Below are 18,086 nucleotides of genomic sequence, written 5' to 3' on the forward strand. Positions count from 1 at the left end.
CTTAAATGCGAAAGGGGACTCCCTCCGACGTAGGTGGGAGGGGAATTTCGCCGGGGCGTCAGCCCCGCTGGTTTTGAATGTATTGCTTGATCACCTCCAACGGTGCTCCGCCGCAAGAGCCCGCAAAGTAAGAGCGTGACCAGAGTACGGGTTTGCTGTAAGCACCTCTCAAGTCCAGAAATTCATTACGCAGTCGCCTTGATGTGACCGCCTTTAACGAGTTCACCAGTACCGATAGCTGCACCGTTGGCGCGTACTCTATCAGCATGTGAACATGATCAGCCTCTCCGTCACACTCTTTCAGTTCCGCACCAAAATCTCTGCAAACCTCTGCCGCACACTGACCGAAGGAAGCGTGATGCAGATCCCCCAATATCGGCTTTCGATACTTGGTGATAAACACCAAATGTACGTGCAAAACGTAGGCAGCATGGCGTGATTTATTAATTTTAGTGAATTGCATTCTGTCACTCAATCGGGCTTAATAGATATGGCAATAATGCTACACACTGAGCGCCAAATGCAAATTCTGAAAGCCTACAAATTCCGACTCGAACCGACAGCCCAACAAGCGCAACGCCTGCACCAGTTGGGCGGTTGTGCTCGTTATGTCTGGAATCACGGGCTGGCAGAAACCAAACGCATTCTGGATGCTGGCGAAAAACTGCCTTCTGCCTTCGAGCTGAACCGGATGCTCACCAGTTGGAAGAAAGACCCAGAAATGGCCTTTCTGGCCGAGGCATATACCGACAACCTCCAGCAGAAGCTCAAGGATTTGCATGGCGCGTGGATGCGCTGCTTTGATAAGAAACTCGCCGCCAAGGCACCCGTATTCAAGAAAAAAAGCGACAACCGCGACGCTATCCGGTTCGTCAACTTCGACAAGTATTGCCGCCTTGAAAAGGGTCGCGTGAAGCTGCCTGCCGGGCTGGCGTGGGTCAAGTTCCGTCAGTCCCAGCCAGTTGAAGGGAAAATTAAAAACGCGACCGTCAGCCAAGCAGCCGGGCACTGGTATATCTCCTTTCAGGTCGAGCAGGAGACGCTTGAGCCAATTCACCCCTCCGGCTCAATGGTCGGGCTAGATGCGGGGATCGCCAAGCTCGCAACCCTGTCAGACGGCACGGTGTTTGAGCCCGTCAACAGCTTCAAAACCAATCAGACCAAGCTGGCAAGGCTCCAACGCCAGTTGAGCAAAAAGGTAAAGTTCAGCAGCAACTGGAAGAAACAAAAAGCCAAGATGCAGCGGCTGCACTCACATATCGCCAATACCCGCCGCGATTACCTTCACAAGGTCACAACGACTATCAGCAAAAACCACGCGATGATCGTCATTGAGGATTTGAAGGTTGCCAGCATGTCAAAATCAGCAGCGGGCACGACCAGCCAGCCGGGGCGCAACGTCCGGGCAAAATCAGGGCTGAATCGTTCGATATTAGATCAGGGCTGGTTTGAGCTGCGCCGCCAGCTCGAATATAAGCAGGCATGGCGAGGCGGTCAGGTGTTGGCGATAAACCCGGCCTACACGAGCCAGCAGTGCGCCTGTTGTGGGCATACTGCGAAGGATAACCGCCAGACGCAAAGCCAGTTTAAATGCGCTGCGTGTGGTTATGAGGCGAACGCCGATGTGAACGGCGCTCGCAATATTTTAGCGGCGGGACACGCCGTTTTAGCCTGTGGAGGCGTGGTGCAATCAGGCCGCCCGATGAAGCAGGAACCCGGTACTGCGCGAGCAGCTATCACCCAGTAATGGGGATCCCCCTCCTGTGACGCGAAGCGCTAAGGTGGGGAGGATGTCAACACCTGGCATAACCCTTCTCGGGCCAGCTCGGTCAGCAGATCGAGGTCGCGCAGGATCATGGCGCTCTTGGTGATGAGCCCTACCGGATGGCGATGAGCCAGCATCACCGTCAGGAGTTCACGAGTCAGGCGATAGTGGTGCTCGATGGGTTGATAGGGATCGGTATTGGCCCCCAGCACGATGGTTTGTGGCTGATAGGCTGGTTTGGCAAACTCCCGTCGCAGCAGCTCGGCAGCATTGATTTTGGCAAACAGCTTGCTCTCGAAATCCAGCCCGGGTGAGAGCTCAAGGTAGGCGTGGCTGGGTCTGGCATAGCAGTAGATGCAGCCGTGTTACTCTAAAAGACACTACACCGATTCCGGGGCTGACCATGCAGCGCAAATGCTATCCATACATCCGTTTCTCGACCAAGAAGCAAGAATTTGGCACGTCCTACGCTCGTCAGAGCGACATTGAGAGCTTCCTTGAACGCCATAGTCTCGTTGTAGACACCACGCTGGAAGACCTTGGGAAGGTGCGAATAAGTCATATGGCACGAGAGCATTTACTGGTAACCCATTGATATTAAATGACTAAAATTTTCATTTTTTGTTCGTGGGATACTTGTTCGCACTTTCCCTAATGTCTTAGTGTCTTATAGCATGACACAGGCAGCCATGCTCGCACCCCTGATAGGGATTGATGGAGCGACCGAAGGGAAGATCCGGCGAATCGTTGTAGCTGATGATGCTGCGGGCGCTGATCTCCGTCACCTCGGTGCGGGGAGCGCTGGCGGCAAATGCCGCGTCCCAGTCGCTCTGACTCCAGCCGTCGTCAACTGGTTCGATTTGCGGGCCGCTGAAGCGGTGCTCGACATTGTGGTTCGCGCCTCGTCCTGCCATCACATCACCAATGCACTGTTTATATATACAGTTATTTTGTTGTGTAGCCCCTCAAACTGCAAGTTCGCAAAGAGCGACCCCATGAAAGAGGGTGAACCCAGGTGATCTCCTGCTTGATCTGTTGCTACATTTCGTTTACATAGACGAAATGCGAACCAGATCACGGAAAATGTCATGCAACCTACTATCGCCCGCTGGCTCTTCATCGCCCTCATTGCGCTGGTCATCTGGCGTCTGATCCCGCTCTCCACTGAGCAGGAGCTGGCGGCGGCCAACCGCGCCTGGCGGACAGGGCACTTTGATGAGGCGACCCGGATCTGGACGCCGCTGGCGGAGCAGGGCCAGCCACGGGCACAGGCGCTGATGGGTTGGAGCCATGAAGTGGGGCAGGGGAGCGAGCAGGATATGGATCGCGCCATCCGACTCTATCGTCAGGCTGCGCAGGCGGGGGACGCTCTCGGCCAGTATCGGCTGGGAGAGGTCTATCTGCGCGGGGCCGGGGTGAAGCGGGATCTGCACGAGGCGTTTCGCTGGATGGAGCTGGCAGCCAGGAACGGTGATGTGCCCGCCATGCTGAAGGTGGGCATCCTGCAACTGATGGGGGTCAACGGGCGGGTTGAACTGGCCGAGGCGAAGCAGTGGCTCTATCAGGCCTCGCAAAAGGGCAACAAGATGGCACTCCAGGTGTTGCAGGAGATGGCGCTGGCCGAGGAGGGGCGCAGCGCCTTCGATTTCAATGGCCACTCTTTTCTGAACGCCGGCTAGGGATCAACGGCTGGCGGTGACTTTGCCGGGCGTCACGTCCGTGACATAGAGGGTACTGCGCTCGGCACTGTGGACGATGCTGCATACCTCCCGCTTGCTGCCATCGCCCAGGATCACCAGCTCACCGATATGGACGGGACAGTGAGTCGTGAGAAGGTGATCCGGATGAACCAGCTTTTCTGCATGCTCCGGAAATGAAATGTCGTAGGTGTACATCATGCTCTCCTTGCTTTGGCTGACGCCTCAATCTGGTACAGGGTATGGCAGCAGAAGGGCGCCCTCGCAAGTAGGACAGGTTAACACCCGCGCTTAGACGGTATGCAAAATCGCCAAGACAGCGGCGCTGTTTCCCAAATCAACCATCAAGCCACAACTGCCCCAGCCCCAAGTGACCGTTACACTCGGGGCTTTCTGACAGGCAGACCAAGGGTATTCAGTTTGTTTATGGCACTGACATACGCCATGACTTCTCCCACTTGGCCATTGTAGTTACGCAGACTGATTCTCCCCGCCAGCAACTGCTTGAACCGATACATCGCCGTTTCCGCCAGCGAGCGACGGTGATACCCCGATATCTTCTTCCAGTGCGCCAGCCCTTCCTTGCGCATCACCAGCACAGCCTCATTTCTTGGATGTCCTTTTTCCCATAGCCCAGCGTTCTTGCGAGGCGGGATACAGGCTGTCGCCCCTTTGCGCGAGATTAGCTGATGGCTGGCTTTGCTGTCATAGGCGCCATCCGCATAAACACGTCCCAGCTTGCGCCGCAGTGGGTTGAGCAAGGTCGGCAACACCTCGGCATCATGGACATTTTCCAGCGAGACTTCCGCCGCCACGATATCGTGGGTCACCGGGTCTACCGCCAGATGCAACTTGCGCCACACTCGCCGCTTCTCGGCGCCGTGTTTTCTGACCTTCCACTCGCCTTCACCAAATACCTTCAGGCCCGTCGAATCGATAACCAAGTCAGTGATGCGCCCCTTAGAGGGCTGTCGATAAGCCACCGCCACCGTGCGTGCTCGCTTGCTGACACAGCTGTAATCGGGGGCACAAAGCGGTACGTTCATCAACTCGAACAGGGAGTCGAGTAGTCCCTGGGTGCCCGCAGAGTGAGGTTGAAAATCCCCTTGAGCATCAGGAAGGTGCAGATGGTCTGGTCAGTGTATAGTTGGCTGCGGCCCCGCCGCCCATGATGGCCGTGGTGAAAGCAGTTGTTCATGGCCTCGGCATCAACCCAGAAGGTGAGTGAACCACGGTTAATCAAAGATTTGTTGTATGTAGGCCAGTTGGTGATGGGGTGAAGCGACGTGCTCATGATGCAGACTTGAAGGAGATGGTGGTGATCAGATCACCAAGTCCTCAGTTAGTTCCATTCAAGCTGCATCGATTTGGGCAACAACGCCCAAGACAGCTTGTCTGGGTTGTCGCGTCTGATACAATCCCCCGCTGTACCTCTCAATGGATGGCCTTGCACACGCCATATGGTGTGCCACTGCCGTGTACCAACCGTATTGTGAACGGTGAAACTCGGGAGTGAACAGCTGGACATGAAAGGGTTTCTCCAACCTGCATGTGGCCTTTGGTAGGGGTCACCACTGTATAAGGAAACACCTAATGCCAATCATTACTCTGCCTGACGGCAGCCAACGTCAATTTGCCCACGCCGTTTCCGTCATGGATGTGGCCGCGGACATCGGTCCCGGTCTCGCCAAGGCGTGCATTGCCGGTCGGGTAAACGGTGAACTGGTGGATGCCTGCGAGCTGATCGAAGCCGATGCCTCCCTGGCCATCATCACCGCCAAAGACGAAGAAGGTCTGGACATTCTGCGCCACTCCTGTGCTCACCTGCTGGGTCATGCCATCAAGCAACTCTGGCCCCAGACCAAGATGGCCATCGGTCCCGTCATCGACAACGGTTTCTACTACGACATCGATCTCGACCGCACCCTGACCGACGAAGATCTGGCTGCCCTGGAAGAGCGCATGCTGGCGCTGGCCGCCAAGGATTACGACGTCATCAAGAAGAAGGTCTCCTGGCAGGAAGCGCGCGACGTGTTCGAAGCCCGTGGCGAGACCTACAAGGTCGAGATCCTGGATCAGAACATTGCCCGTGATGACCAGCCCGGTCTGTATCATCACGAAGAGTACATCGACATGTGTCGCGGCCCGCACGTGCCCAACATGCGTCATTGCCACCACTTCAAGTTGCAGAAGATGTCCGGCGCATACTGGCGCGGCGACTCCAACAACAAGATGCTGCAGCGCATCTACGGCACCGCCTGGGCCGACAAGAAGCAGCTCAAGGCCTATTTGCAGCGTCTGGAAGAGGCCGCCAAGCGCGACCACCGCAAGATCGGCAAGCAGCTCGACCTGTACCACATGCAGGAAGAAGCGCCGGGCATGGTGTTCTGGCACAACGATGGCTGGACCATTTTCCGCGAGCTGGAAACCTTCATCCGTGGCAAGCTCAAAGAGTACGACTATCAGGAAGTGAAAGGCCCCTTCATGATGGATCGCGTGCTGTGGGAGCGTTCAGGTCACTGGGAAAAATACGCCCAGGCCATGTTCACCACCCAGTCCGAAAACCGCGAGTACGCCATCAAGCCGATGAACTGCCCGGGTCACGTGCAGATTTTCAACCAGGGTCTGAAATCCTACCGCGATCTGCCGCTGCGCATGGCCGAGTTCGGCTCCTGCCACCGCAACGAGCCGTCAGGCTCCCTGCACGGCCTGATGCGGGTACGGGGTTTCACCCAGGATGACGCCCACATCTTCTGTACCGAAGAGCAGATCATGGAAGAGGTGTCTGCGTGCATCCGCATGGTCTATGACGTCTACGGCACCTTCGGTTTCGAAAACATCGTGGTGAAGCTCTCGACCCGTCCGGAGCAGCGTATCGGCTCTGATGAAGCCTGGGATCGTGCCGAGGCTGCGCTGGCCGAGGCGCTGGAACTCAACGGCCTGAAGTACGACCTGCAACCGGGCGAGGGGGCTTTCTACGGTCCCAAGATCGAGTTTACCCTGCACGATTGCCTTGATCGTGCCTGGCAGTGTGGTACCGTGCAGCTCGACTTTGCCCTGCCGGGCCGTCTTGGCGCCACCTATGTGGGCGAAGACAACGAGCGTCACATCCCCGTGATGATCCACCGCGCCATTCTGGGCTCGCTGGAGCGCTTCATCGGGATCCTGACGGAAGAGTACGCCGGTCTGTTCCCGACCTGGCTGGCTCCGACCCAGGCCGTGGTCATGAATATCACGGATAACCAGGCCGATTATGCGGTGAAAGTTGCCAAGGCATTGAATGATGCGGGCCTTCGCGCAAAAGCGGACTTGAGAAATGAGAAAATTGGCTTTAAAATCCGCGAGCATACTTTGAAACGGGTACCTTTCATGCTGGTCTGCGGCGACAAAGAAGTAGAAGCCGGCAAGATTGCAGTGCGTACTCGTAAAGGGGCTGACCTGGGCTCTTATCCTGTTGAAGAGCTGATTGCTCTGTTGACCCAGGAAGTTCAGACCCGCGGACAAAAGAAAGTGGAGGAATAAGCTATAAAAGGCGGAAAAAAACTGGGCAAGCAACCGCAAGCCCGCGCTCACCGGATCAATGAAGAGATCCGTCTGAAAGAAGTTCGTCTGACTGGTCTGGATGGTGAAGCCATTGGCATCACCTCCATTCAGGATGCGCTGAACTTGGCCCTTGAGGCAGGAGTGGATCTGGTCGAGATCAGTCCGAACGCTGAGCCGCCCGTTTGCCGGATCATGGATTACGGCAAATTCCTCTACGAAAAGAGCAAGACCACCAAAGAACAGAAGAAAAAGCAGAAAGTCGTCCAGGTTAAGGAAATCAAATTCCGTCCTGGCACCGACGAAGGCGACTATCAGGTAAAACTACGCAACCTGGTTCGCTTTCTGGAAGACGGGGACAAGGCAAAGGTCACCCTGCGCTTCCGTGGTCGTGAAATGGCCCACCAGGATCTTGGTATCAAGGTTCTCGAGCGCGTCAAGAACGATCTGGAAGAGCTGGCCGTAGTCGAATCGTTCCCGAAAGTCGAAGGCCGTCAAGCTGTGATGGTCCTCGCACCCAAGAAGAAATCTTAAGGCCCACAAGAAATTGACTCATGAGGCTGGCCCCATGAGTCGGTTCGCCTTGCGATTTTGTTGTCACTCACAATGCGGAGTATGAAATGCCGAAGATGAAAACCAACCGGGGCGCGGCAAAGCGCTTCAAGAAGACTGGCTCAGGTCGCTTCAAGTGCAAGCACAACCACCTGCGTCACATCCTGACCAAGAAGAGCAGCAAGCGTAAGCGTCAGCTGGGACCGAAGTTCTTTGTTTCCGCTGCCGACCACAAACGTGTTGTCGCTTGTCTGCCGTACGCATAAGGGGGGATGTGAAAAATGCCAAGAGTTAAACGTGGTGTGACCGCTCGCGCTCGTCACAAGAAAGTAATGAAAGCCGCCAAGGGTTACTACGGCGCCCGTTCCCGTGTCTACCGCGTAGCGGTACAGGCGGTAACCAAAGCTGGTCAGTATGCCTACCGTGACCGTCGCCAGAAGAAGCGTCAGTTCCGTCAACTGTGGATTGCGCGTATCAACGCTGCAGCCCGTCAGAACGGCCTGTCCTACAGCCGTCTGATCGACGGTCTGAAGAAGGCTTCCATCGAGATCGATCGCAAGATCCTGTCCGATATCGCCGTTCACGACAAGCTGGCTTTCACCGCCCTGGTTGAAAAAGCTAAAGCAGCTCTGGTCTAATCCAGCTCTGTTATAAAAATAAAGGAGGCTTAGGCCTCCTTTTTTGTTGCTCATTTTTGAGCGTTGGTAGGTAGCATGCCACGTTCATGAATGCTTTATCCTTCCATATGCCAACAAACTAGAGCAAACGATGCTTGTTTCAATCCTGTTGCACCTGGCTTGTGGCTTTCTCCATATAACAAAATGATTTGCAGGGAGAAAAGCCCGTCATAACTATGGTCAGCCAAGGGGCTTTTTTTGTATTATTCCCCTCTTGACCTTATTTAGCCTAAAGGCTCCTGTTCCGGGAGTGGTGACGAGGAAGACATGCAACAGCTTGAAGAAGTAGTAGGCCAGGCCAAGGCCGAAATTGAGGGCGTAAGCGACATCGCCGCCCTCGACGAAATCCGGGTCAAATATCTGGGTAAAAAGGGCTTTTTTACCGAGCAGATGAAGGGCCTGGGCGCCCTGTCCGCTGAAGAGCGTCCCGCCGCGGGCGCCGTGATCAACCAGGCCAAACAGCAGGTTCAGGATGCCCTGAACGCGCGTCGTGAAGCCCTCGAAGTCGCCGTGCTGAACCAGAAGCTGGCCGCCGAGACCATCGACGTTAGCCTGCCGGGCCGCCGCATCGAGAATGGCGGTCTGCACCCGGTGACCCGTACCATCGAGCGCATCGAGCGCCTGTTTGGCGATATGGGCTTCAAGGTTGCCCGTGGTCCCGAGATTGAAGATGGCTTCCACAACTTCGATGCGCTGAATATCCCGGCTCACCACCCGGCGCGTACCGATCACGACACCTTCTACTTCAATCCTGATCTGATGCTGCGTACCCACACTTCCGGTGTGCAGATCCGCACCATGGAACATCAGCAGCCGCCGATCCGCATCATCGCGCCGGGCCGCGTCTATCGTAACGACTACGACATGACCCACACCCCGATGTTCCACCAGGTCGAAGGCCTGCTGGTCGACGAGCATGCCAGCTTCACCGAGCTGAAAGGCATCCTGCACGACTTCCTGCGCAACTACTTCGAGGAAGACTTGACCATTCGCTTCCGTCCTTCCTATTTCCCGTTCACCGAGCCGAGCGCCGAAGTGGACGTGATGGGCAAGAACGGCAAGTGGCTGGAAGTGCTGGGCTGCGGCATGGTGCACCCGAACGTGCTGCGTTCGGTCGGCATCGATCCGGAAAAATACTCCGGCTTTGCCTTCGGCATGGGCGTTGAGCGCCTGACCATGCTGCGTTACGGGGTCAACGACCTGCGTGCCTTCTTCGAAAACGACCTGCGCTTCCTCAAGCAGTTCAAGTAAGGGCGAGAGAACATGAAATTCAGTAAATCCTGGGTGATGGAGTGGGTCCGCACCGAGTTGAGTGACAATGCACTGGCCGAGCAGATCACCATGGCCGGTCTGGAAGTGGACGCCGTGGAAGCGGTGGCCGGCCAGTTCAACAATGTGGTCGTGGGTGAAGTGGTCGAGTGCGCCCAGCACCCGGACGCGGACAAGCTGCGGGTGACCAAGGTCAATGTGGGCGAGGCTGAGCTGCTGGACATCGTCTGCGGTGCGCCGAACTGCCGCGCCGGCCTCAAAGTGTGCGTGGCCAAGGTCGGGGCGACCCTGCCGGGTGATTTCACCATCAAGAAAGCCAAGCTGCGCGGCCAGCCGTCCCACGGCATGCTCTGCTCCTTCAGCGAGCTGGGCATCGACGTCGAAGCCGATGGCATCATCGAGCTGCCGCTGGATGCCCCCATCGGGACCGATATCCGTGAATACCTCGCGCTCAACGACGTCAGCATCGATGTGGATCTGACCCCGAACCGTGCCGATTGCCTCGGCATCGCGGGTCTGGCCCGTGAAATCGGCGTGCTCAACAGCGTGGACGTGGTCGAGCCGACCTGGGCGCCGGCTGCTGCCACCTGTGATGCCACCTTCCCGATCCGGGTTGAAGCGCCGGCGGATTGCCCCCGTTATCTCGGTCGTGTCATCAAGGGGCTGAACCTGCACGCCCAGAGCCCGCTCTGGATGCAGGAGAAGCTGCGCCGTGGCGGCATCCGCTCCATCGACGCCATCGTCGACATCACCAACTACCTGCTGCTGGAATACGGCCAGCCGATGCACGCCTTCGACCTGGCGACGCTTGAAGGGGAACTGGTGGTGCGCCGCGCCCGTGCCGACGAGCCCATGACTCTGCTCGATGGCAACGAGGTGAAGCTCAAAGAGACCACGCTCGTGATTGCCGACGCCAAAGGCCCTGCCTGCATGGCCGGCATCTTCGGCGGCGATCGCACCGGTGTCTCCGAGACCACCACCGACATCCTGCTGGAGTGCGCCTTCTTCGCGCCGCTCTCCATCACCGGCCGTGCCCGTGCCTACGGTCTGCATACCGATTCTTCCCACCGCTTCGAGCGCGGGGTGGATCCCGAGCTGCAGGCCAAGGTGATGGATCGTGCCACCCGTCTGCTGCTGGACATCTGCGGTGGTGAAGCGGGTCCGGTCATCGAAGTCAAATCCGATACCCATCTGCCCAAGGCTGCCCCCATCAAGCTGCGTCGCACCAAGCTCGACAAGGTGATCGGCATCAGCGTGGCGGATGCGCAGGTGGTCGAAATTCTGACTCGTCTGGGCATGCAGGTAACCGTGGATACTGACGGCTGGACCGCGCTGGCTCCCTCCTGGCGTTTCGACATTGCCATCGAGGAAGACCTCATCGAGGAAGTTGCCCGCATCTACGGCTACAACAACATCCCGAACCTCAAACCCGCCGCCTCCCTCGCGATGGTGGAGCAGGCTGAAGGGCAGGTGACCCTGAAGCGGGTGCGCGACCTGCTGGTTGACCGCGGTTTCCAGGAAGCGATCACCTACAGCTTTGTCGATCCCAAGGCTCAGCAGACCCTGTTCCCGCAGAGCGATGCCATCGTGTTGCCGAACCCGATCTCCGTCGAGATGTCCGCCATGCGCGTCTCTCTGTTCCCGGGTCTGGTGCAGGCGGTGGTCTACAACCAGAACCGTCAGCAGCCGCGCGTGCGCCTGTTCGAGCAGGGCCTGCGTTTCATCAAGGACGAGAATGCCGAGAACGGCATCCGTCAGGAGCCTATGCTGGCCGGCATCATCACCGGTAACCAGGGGGACGAGCACTGGGATGTCAAGGCCCGTCCCGTCGACTTCTTCGATCTGAAGGGTGACCTGGAAGCGGTGCTGGATCTGACTGCAGAAGGGGCTACCTTCACCTTCGAGCGCACCGAGCACAGTGCCCTGCATCCGGGCCAGAGCGCAGCCATTCTGCGCAATGGCGTCGTGATCGGCCACATCGGCGTGATCCATCCGAGCCTCGAGAAGAAGCTGGGGCTCAAGAGCCGCGCTGTCATGTTCGAGCTGGAGCTGGACAAACTGACGCCGGCCAAGGTGCCGGTTGCTGCCGAAGTATCCAAGTTCCCGGCCAACCGTCGCGACATCGCCGTGGTGGTTGACAGACAGATCCTGGCAGGCGACGTTCTGGCAGTAATTAAAAAAGTTGGCGGAAATCAGTTAGTTGGAATAAACTTGTTCGACGTATACCAGGGCGCTGGTATGGCAGAGGACAAGAAGAGCCTGGCCATCAGCCTGGTGTTGCAAGACACCCAGCGCACCCTGGAGGAGAAAGAGATCGCCGAGACCGTGGACAATGTCGTGCGGGCCCTCGGTGAAGAGTTGAATGCATCCTTGAGGGATTGATCTATGGCGCTTACCAAAGCCGACATTGCAGAGCACCTGTTCACCCAGCTCGGGATGAGCAAGCGTGAAGCCAAAGATATGGTGGAAGCCTTCTTTGAGGAGATCAGACAGGCGCTCGAGCGTGGCGAACAGGTCAAGATTTCCGGCTTCGGTAACTTCGATCTTCGCGAGAAGAACCAGCGTCCCGGACGCAACCCCAAGACGGGGGAGGATATTCCCATCAGCGCCCGTCGTGTGGTGACCTTCCGGCCCGGCCAGAAGCTCAAGGCCAGGGTAGAAAATGTTGAACCCAACGAGTGACAAAAAGCCAGGCAATCGCCTGGCTTTTCCGTTCCGATGATAAAAATCCTTCTGTTGTCCGGCGCGCTGCTGGCCTTGCCACTGCGTGCCGCCATACTCCCGCTGTCACCGGATGCCCAGGCTTATGCCGATTCGCTCACCGGACTGACCTTCTGTTACCCGGCCCTGCAACGTCCTCCCTATCTGGAGGCGGAGGGGGGCCTGCTTATCGATCGCATGACGCGGCTGGCAGAGCTGTTGCCGGTACCGGTGCATGTCGAGAAGCGGCCGAGCTGGGCAGCCGTGACGCAGGATCTGCTGCACGGGCGCTGCGATCTCATTCCTCACGTCGGGCCTGCCCGGTCGAACTCGAGCGATACCGTCTTGAGCCGGGCCATGATGGAAGCGGAGTCCGCCATCCTCTATCGGGGTGAGCTCGATCAGGCGCAGTTTCTGGTGTCACCCATCTGGCAGGCCCAGGAGACCCTGAAGCGTCTCTATCCTGGTTCATCCCAGCAACTGCTGACCGATGCCGAGAACTGGTATGGTGCCCTGGTGGCCGGCAAGGGCAGCGCCTATCTCGGTGATTATCTGCAACTGCGCTACCTGATGCGGGAATTCCCGGATGAAGGGCTGCGCCTTCGTCGTCTTCGCAGCGACGATCTGGTCATCAGCTACCGGCTGATGATGCGCAACCAGCCCGAGTTGCTCGAGCTGGTGGATACGGCCATCCGCTATTTGCCGCCGGGCAGTCTCTACCGGGATCTGGGCAAGTATCTGCCTCAGGGTGAGCAGGATGTGAATCCCCTGCATTTTACCGACAAGGAGCAGGCCTGGCTGGTCGGCAAGGCCCACACCATCAAGATGGTGGCGGATCCCGGCTTCATGCCGTACAGCGGCGTCAACCGGCAGGGAGCGCTCATTGGCTGGAGTGCGGATGTCTTGCGGGAAGTGAGTCGGCAGACGGGGCTGCGCTTCGAGCTGGTGCCCGCCGCCAGCCGGGAGGAGGCGTTGGCATTGCTGCGCAGTGGCGATGCCGTCATGATGGTCGGACTGATGGAGTCCGCCGCCCTGAACAAGGAGTTCGACTTCACCAGGATGGTGGCGACCAGCCGCTATGCCCTGGTCAGTCGCAGCAAGAGGGGGCCAGTCTCCCTCGCGGACGTGAGTGGCAAGGTGGTGGTCCCGAGAATGCTCTATGATCCCGGCCTGCTTGCCCGGTTCGGCCAGCATGAGTGGGAGGTCACCGACAACCTGCTGCAGGGATTGGCGGCGGTGCGGCATGGGGATGCCCAGGCCATGCTGGCGGAGTTGTACCAGCTCCAATATCCCATTCGAAACAACCAGTTGAGCGAGCTGACCATCACCGAATTGCCGGAGCGTTTCGGCCTCGGCTTTGCCATCCGGCCGGAACAGACCAGCCTGGCAGGGGTGCTGGATCAGAGCCTGATGACCCTCAATGATCGGCAGGTGGACGAGCTGGTGCAACGCTGGCGCCACCTGGTGGTCAACCAGCAGGAGGGGGTCAGCTACGGTTTCTGGCTTGGCTCCGTGTTGCTGGCACTGCTGATCAGCATGGCGGTGATCTGGTCAGTCTGGCGATCCCGCCAGCAACTGGCCCAGGAGGCCCGCGAGCGTCACAAGGTAGAGCAGGCGCTGGCGCTGGAAAGCAAGTTCAGGGAGTCTCTCTTCCAGGCGCTCCCCGTTCCCGTGTTCTTGCGCAATGACAAGGGGGAGGTGATCAAGCGCAACAAGCGGGCCAAGCGCATGGAGGCGCGCTACGCCGCCGATCTGGTGCTGCCCGCGCCTCAGTTGCAGGGCGCCGAAGGGGAGCTGGCGCTGCACGAGCAGGTCTACTCCTATGCCCAGATCCCCTTGCGACTGGGGCCCCAGGCACCGGCAGGGGATCTTATCGCCCTCTCCGACATCAGCGCTCTGCGCGAGCGTACCCGCCTGCTGCGTCAGGCGGAGCGGCGCCTGCGCGCCCTCACCAATACGGTGCCCGGTGTGGTGCTGCAATTCACCCTGCTGGGGGGAGCCATCACCCGGGTGGAGTTTGTGAGCCGGGGCAGTCACGAGCTGCTGGGGCTGGCGAGCCAGCAGATCCGGGTCAATCCCAACGAGACCCTGACCCGCATCTCCCATCAGGACAGGCGCGAGATGCGAGCCCCCATGCTGGCCATGCTGCAAGCCGGACGACCTTTCTCCCATCTGCTGCGCTATCAGCACCCCGCCAAGGGAACCCGCTGGCTGCAATTTTCCGGCAGGGGGCGCCGTCAGGGAGAGGGGTGGCGGATCTACGGGGTGGTGCAGGATGTGACGGCCAGGGTGGAGCAGGAGCACTCCCTGCAACTTTCCCACGAGCAGGCCCAGCAGGCCGTGCTTGCCAAGGGGCGCTTCCTGGCCGCCGTGAGCCACGAGATCCGCACCCCCATGAACGCCATGCTCGGCCTGCTGGAGTGGCTCGAGCAGACCGAGCTCAATGCAGAGCAGGCCTCGGTTCTGGCCCATGTGAGACAGGCGGGCAATGAACTGCTCGGATTGCTCAACGACGTACTCGACTTCAGCCGCAACGAGACGCGCCAGTTGCGCCTCTCCGTGCAGCCCACGGATCTGGTGGAGCTGTGCGAGCATGTGGCGGCGGTGCACTGGTCCAAGGCGCGATCCCGCCATCTGCAGCTGCGCTTGGCGCTCGACCCGGCGCTGCCCGCCTTGATGGAACTCGATCCCCACCGGGTGCAACAGGTGCTGCACAACCTGCTCTCCAACGCCATCAAGTTCAGCGAGCGGGGAGAGGTGGTACTCTGGGCCCGGCGGCAAGGGGAGTGGATTTTGTGCGGGGTGGATGACGAGGGGCCCGGGATCAGTGCCGAGCTGTTGCCCCGGTTGTTCCAGCCCTTCGAACAAGGGGAGGAGCCTGGCCAGCCCAGAGCCCAGGGGACCGGGCTTGGGCTGGCCATCTGCCGCCAGCTGATGGAACAGATAGGGGGCGAGATCCGGGTCGAACCTCTGGCTCGCGGGGGCAGCCGTTTCCTCTGTTCCTTGCCCCTAAGACATGCGCAGGAGAAGGCGCTCTGGCAACCGCGCGTCAAGACGGTCTCCCTGCAACTGTTGCCCGGGGAACTTGAATATATGCGGGCCTGGCTCGCAGCGTTTGGCGTGGCCGAGGATCCGGCGGCACCTTGCCTTGGGGCCATGCAGGACGATGGGGGCTTGCGCGCCTGGTACTGGCAGGGGGAACCCTGGATCCCGGGCTCCGTGGTCAGCCTGCTGCAGCCCAGACTCGTCCGTGGCGCCGAGGAGATCACGGACCTGCCGGGGGCAGGCAGGCGGGTGCTGCTGGTGGAAGATCACGAGGTGAACAGAATGCTGATCAGCATGCAGCTGGGTCAGCTGGGGGCCCGGGTATTGAGCGCGGCCAATGGCCGTCTGGCACTGGAGATCCTGCAATCGGAGTCGGTGGATCTGGTGCTGACGGATCTGCAGATGCCGGTGATGGACGGCGCCGAGCTCTGCAGGCAATTGCACGCCGATGAACGCTGGCAGCATCTACCCGTCTACGTGATCACCGCGGATCTCAGCGAGCAGGCGGCGCAGCGACTGGCGGAATGCGGCTGTCAGGGCCATCTGGACAAACCCGTTTTGCTCAGGGATCTGGCCGTATTGCTTCGTACCGTCTTTGGCCCCCATGACGGGGGGAAGGCACCGCAGCCAACGGCAGCCCTTTCCCTGCCCGTGTCCCTCAGCCCGGCCCTCGTAGACATCTATCTGGCATCGGTTCACCATGATCTGGCCGACATTGAGCGGTGTGTCACACAAGGGGACGAGAAGGCCCTCAATACGGCTTTACACAAGATGAAGGGGGCCGCCAAAATGGTGGGGGCTACCCCCCTGGTAGAGGTGATCGACCGTTGGCAGGAGGCCCCCGGACATCCCCTTGCAGCCGCCTTGAGGCAGTGCGTGGAAGAGGTCTGCCGACAACTGGGCGAGAGAGCATGACATGATCATCACAGATGAAGAGTTGATGGCCTTGCTGGAGTCTGATGACAGCCAGGAGCCAACGTTTTACCCGGTCAGCGTCTATGCCCTGGACGCCGTCTCCCATCTGGCGGTCAAGGGAGCGGGCCTGCCGGCCTATGCCAATCTGCACCGCACCCGACCCGATGCCGGCTGGCAATGGGAAGGACTGTTTGCCGCCGGGGCCATCGCCCTGTTTGATCCTGCCTCTCATCAGGGGGCCGACTATCTGCCTCATCTGTTGGCTCCCGGGGCAGGGATCTATCGCCTCAGCGATCCCTGGCTCGAGGGGTTGCAGGCACGGGAGCAGGGGTGGCGTGCCTGGCTCGCCCAGTGCCAGATCCTGCTGCTCGAAGATCACCCCTTCCAGGGAGCCTGCATTCAGCAGGAGATCCAGGGACTGGGGTTGCCCTGCCACTGGGTTCAGGATGGCGAAGGGTGCCTCAAGGCGCTGGAAGAGGGGGGCGTGAGATTGCTTATCTGTGATCTCAGCCTAGCGGAGCAGGATGCCATCAGCCTGCTGATGAGCCATCCCCAGTATCACCACAGCGGTCTGCCCATCATCCTGCTCTCCGCTCATGATCAGACCCTGATAGACGGCGCCCGGCGTCTCCTGCACGATGCGGGTTTCAACGTGCTGGCCGCCCTGGCCAAGCCGCTGCAAAGCGACGATCTGCTGCGTCTGCTCAAGATGCTCTATCTTGGCCCCCAGCGTCAGCGCAGGCTGGGCGGGCTCAAGCGCACCGTGCGTAGCTGGCAGGGAGAGGCGAGAGGACAGCTTGGGCTGCTGGCAGATGCGGCTTCCTGCACGCTGCCGATCTGGCTGAGCCTGAGCGGTCTTTCCCCTCACTGGGAGCCGCTCAAGCTCTGGCTCGAGCAGCATGGACGAGAAGCAAGCGAACTCACCCTGGTCATCCACCGACGGGATCACCTGCTGAGCCAGGCGGACCGTTTCGCCCTGGTGCTGCAGGCGAGCCTCGCGGGGGCCAGACTCGCGCTGCTGCTCGATCATGCCCAGCACCTGCCGTTTGATCTCATCGAGCGTCTGCCGTTGCAATCCTTGCTGCTCGGGCAACACCTGCTGCCCGAACTGGAGGCGATGGCTGCCGACTCCTTGCTGGCCCGCTTCATCCAGCGCTCCCGGGAGCTTGGCATCGCGCTCTACCTCGACGACCCCTTCAACCTGCAGGATGCCGCCCAGTGGCAGGATCGCGGCGTGGCAGGGCGCTGGTAAATGGCTCGCTATCTTTGCTGGCCGCTCGATGAGCCGCGCTTGTGGCAGGGAATGTCGGGTTGGACGGCTCCCGCCTCACGGGCCGCCTTGCCGATGACGATGGTGGTGGGGGGGCTGACTTGCCGCTTGCAGGAGCTGGCGGGCTGCGACCCGAAGCGAATAAGCGCGGCCTATGACGCCCTGAGCGAGCAGAGCGTCTATTTGCGCTTCATGCGGGCCAAGCAGCCTGCGACGGCCGAGCAGCTCGCCTTCTTTCTCGACTACCCCAGAGAACCCCAGATAGGATTGCTGCTGACCGACGAGCAGGGGACGCCGCTTGCCATGGCCCAGTCCGTTCGCCGGCGCCTGCACCCGGACAGGGCCGAGTTCTCCTGCATCGTCGCGGATCATTTTCAGCATCGCGGCGCCGGGCGTCGCATCCTGCTGGCGCTTGCGCGGCTGGCATACGGGGAGGGGATCCGGGAGTGGACGGCGGAAGTGCTCGGCCAGAATCGCCCCATGCTGGCTCTGCTCAAGGGGCTCGGGTTGCCGCTTACCCTGGTGACAGGACGGGAGATGGTCTTTGCCAGGCTGGATCTCGCGCCCATGGCGAGCTTTGTGCTCCCATCGGCCTAAGACCAAGGGCGAATGGGCCGCCTCTTGCTCCTGTGCTAAGGTCAGCCTGTTACCCGTTG

The 18,086-nt window shown here is 59.6% G+C and carries 14 protein-coding genes and 3 pseudogenes; 12 read left to right on the top strand and 5 right to left on the bottom strand.

Features of this window, described 5'->3' with window-relative positions; translation table 11 throughout:
* Positions 1–58: 58 nt before the first annotated feature.
* Positions 59–463, bottom strand: a complete 405-nt coding sequence (tnpA, locus tag I6L36_RS01530; RefSeq protein ID WP_010674034.1) for an IS200/IS605-like element ISAs26 family transposase — start codon at positions 461–463, stop codon at positions 59–61.
* On the opposite strand from tnpA, the gene I6L36_RS01535 reads away from it, so the two are divergent.
* A complete protein-coding gene (locus I6L36_RS01535) occupies positions 458–1,747 on the top strand; it encodes an RNA-guided endonuclease TnpB family protein (protein ID WP_216986945.1) in 1,290 nt (429 codons plus the stop codon). The two genes, tnpA and I6L36_RS01535, sit on opposite strands and share 6 nt — an antisense overlap.
* 47 nt (positions 1,748–1,794) lie before the next feature.
* Here I6L36_RS01535 and I6L36_RS01540 read toward each other — a convergent pair.
* Positions 1,795–2,130 (bottom strand): annotated as a pseudogene (locus I6L36_RS01540) (radical SAM protein); the annotation flags it as partial.
* A gap of 306 nt (positions 2,131–2,436) precedes the next feature.
* Positions 2,437–2,679: pseudogene (locus I6L36_RS01545) on the bottom strand (radical SAM protein); the annotation flags it as partial.
* 174 nt (positions 2,680–2,853) lie between these two features.
* On the opposite strand from I6L36_RS01545, the gene I6L36_RS01550 reads away from it, so the two are divergent.
* Positions 2,854–3,444, top strand: coding sequence for a tetratricopeptide repeat protein (locus I6L36_RS01550; RefSeq protein ID WP_010674803.1), 591 nt, complete (start codon positions 2,854–2,856; stop codon positions 3,442–3,444).
* A gap of 3 nt (positions 3,445–3,447) precedes the next feature.
* On the opposite strand, the gene I6L36_RS01555 is transcribed toward I6L36_RS01550, so the two are convergent.
* A complete protein-coding gene (locus tag I6L36_RS01555; protein ID WP_124245003.1) occupies positions 3,448–3,663 on the bottom strand; it encodes a hypothetical protein in 216 nt (71 codons plus the stop codon).
* A 176-nt stretch (positions 3,664–3,839) separates the two neighbouring features.
* Positions 3,840–4,756, bottom strand: a pseudogene (locus I6L36_RS01560) (IS5-like element ISAs13 family transposase).
* Positions 4,757–5,055: 299 nt separating this feature from the next.
* On the opposite strand from I6L36_RS01560, the gene thrS reads away from it, so the two are divergent.
* The 10 genes from thrS to I6L36_RS01610 all read left to right on the top strand — a co-directional run bounded on the left by thrS (position 5,056) and on the right by I6L36_RS01610 (position 18,027).
* Positions 5,056–6,984 (top strand): threonine--tRNA ligase, encoded by a 1,929-nt coding sequence (thrS, locus tag I6L36_RS01565; protein ID WP_010674801.1) that lies wholly within the window; start codon positions 5,056–5,058, stop codon positions 6,982–6,984.
* 21 nt (positions 6,985–7,005) lie between these two features.
* On the top strand, positions 7,006–7,536 hold the full coding sequence (gene infC, locus I6L36_RS01570; RefSeq protein ID WP_185219337.1) for a translation initiation factor IF-3: 531 nt from the start codon (positions 7,006–7,008) through the stop codon (positions 7,534–7,536).
* Between the two features lie 86 nt (positions 7,537–7,622).
* Entirely contained in the window at positions 7,623–7,820 is a 198-nt protein-coding gene (gene rpmI, locus I6L36_RS01575; RefSeq protein ID WP_005300673.1) for a 50S ribosomal protein L35, read from the top strand.
* 15 nt (positions 7,821–7,835) lie between these two features.
* The gene (gene rplT, locus I6L36_RS01580; protein WP_010674800.1) at positions 7,836–8,192 is read left to right on the top strand and encodes a 50S ribosomal protein L20; all 357 of its coding nucleotides are present in this window, start codon (positions 7,836–7,838) and stop codon (positions 8,190–8,192) included.
* A 306-nt stretch (positions 8,193–8,498) separates the two neighbouring features.
* Positions 8,499–9,482, top strand: a complete 984-nt coding sequence (pheS, locus tag I6L36_RS01585) for a phenylalanine--tRNA ligase subunit alpha (RefSeq protein ID WP_010674799.1) — start codon at positions 8,499–8,501, stop codon at positions 9,480–9,482.
* 12 nt (positions 9,483–9,494) lie between these two features.
* Positions 9,495–11,882: a phenylalanine--tRNA ligase subunit beta gene (gene pheT / locus I6L36_RS01590; protein ID WP_010674798.1), complete on the top strand. Its 2,388-nt coding sequence runs from the start codon at positions 9,495–9,497 to the stop codon at positions 11,880–11,882.
* Positions 11,883–11,885: 3 nt separating this feature from the next.
* The gene (gene ihfA / locus I6L36_RS01595) at positions 11,886–12,182 is read left to right on the top strand and encodes an integration host factor subunit alpha (protein WP_005300715.1); all 297 of its coding nucleotides are present in this window, start codon (positions 11,886–11,888) and stop codon (positions 12,180–12,182) included.
* A gap of 36 nt (positions 12,183–12,218) precedes the next feature.
* On the top strand, positions 12,219–16,160 hold the full coding sequence (locus tag I6L36_RS01600) for a transporter substrate-binding domain-containing protein (RefSeq protein WP_102948508.1): 3,942 nt from the start codon (positions 12,219–12,221) through the stop codon (positions 16,158–16,160).
* A gap of 1 nt (position 16,161) precedes the next feature.
* Complete coding sequence (locus tag I6L36_RS01605) at positions 16,162–17,412, top strand: response regulator (protein WP_010674796.1); 1,251 nt, start codon at positions 16,162–16,164, stop codon at positions 17,410–17,412.
* Entirely contained in the window at positions 17,413–18,027 is a 615-nt protein-coding gene (locus I6L36_RS01610) for a GNAT family N-acetyltransferase (protein WP_010674795.1), read from the top strand. It begins immediately after the preceding gene.
* The last annotated feature ends 59 nt before the right edge of the window (positions 18,028–18,086 follow it).

It is taken from the genome of Aeromonas sp. FDAARGOS 1406 (assembly GCF_019048565.1).
In the GTDB taxonomy this organism is placed as follows: Bacteria; Pseudomonadota; Gammaproteobacteria; order Enterobacterales; family Aeromonadaceae; genus Aeromonas; species Aeromonas caviae.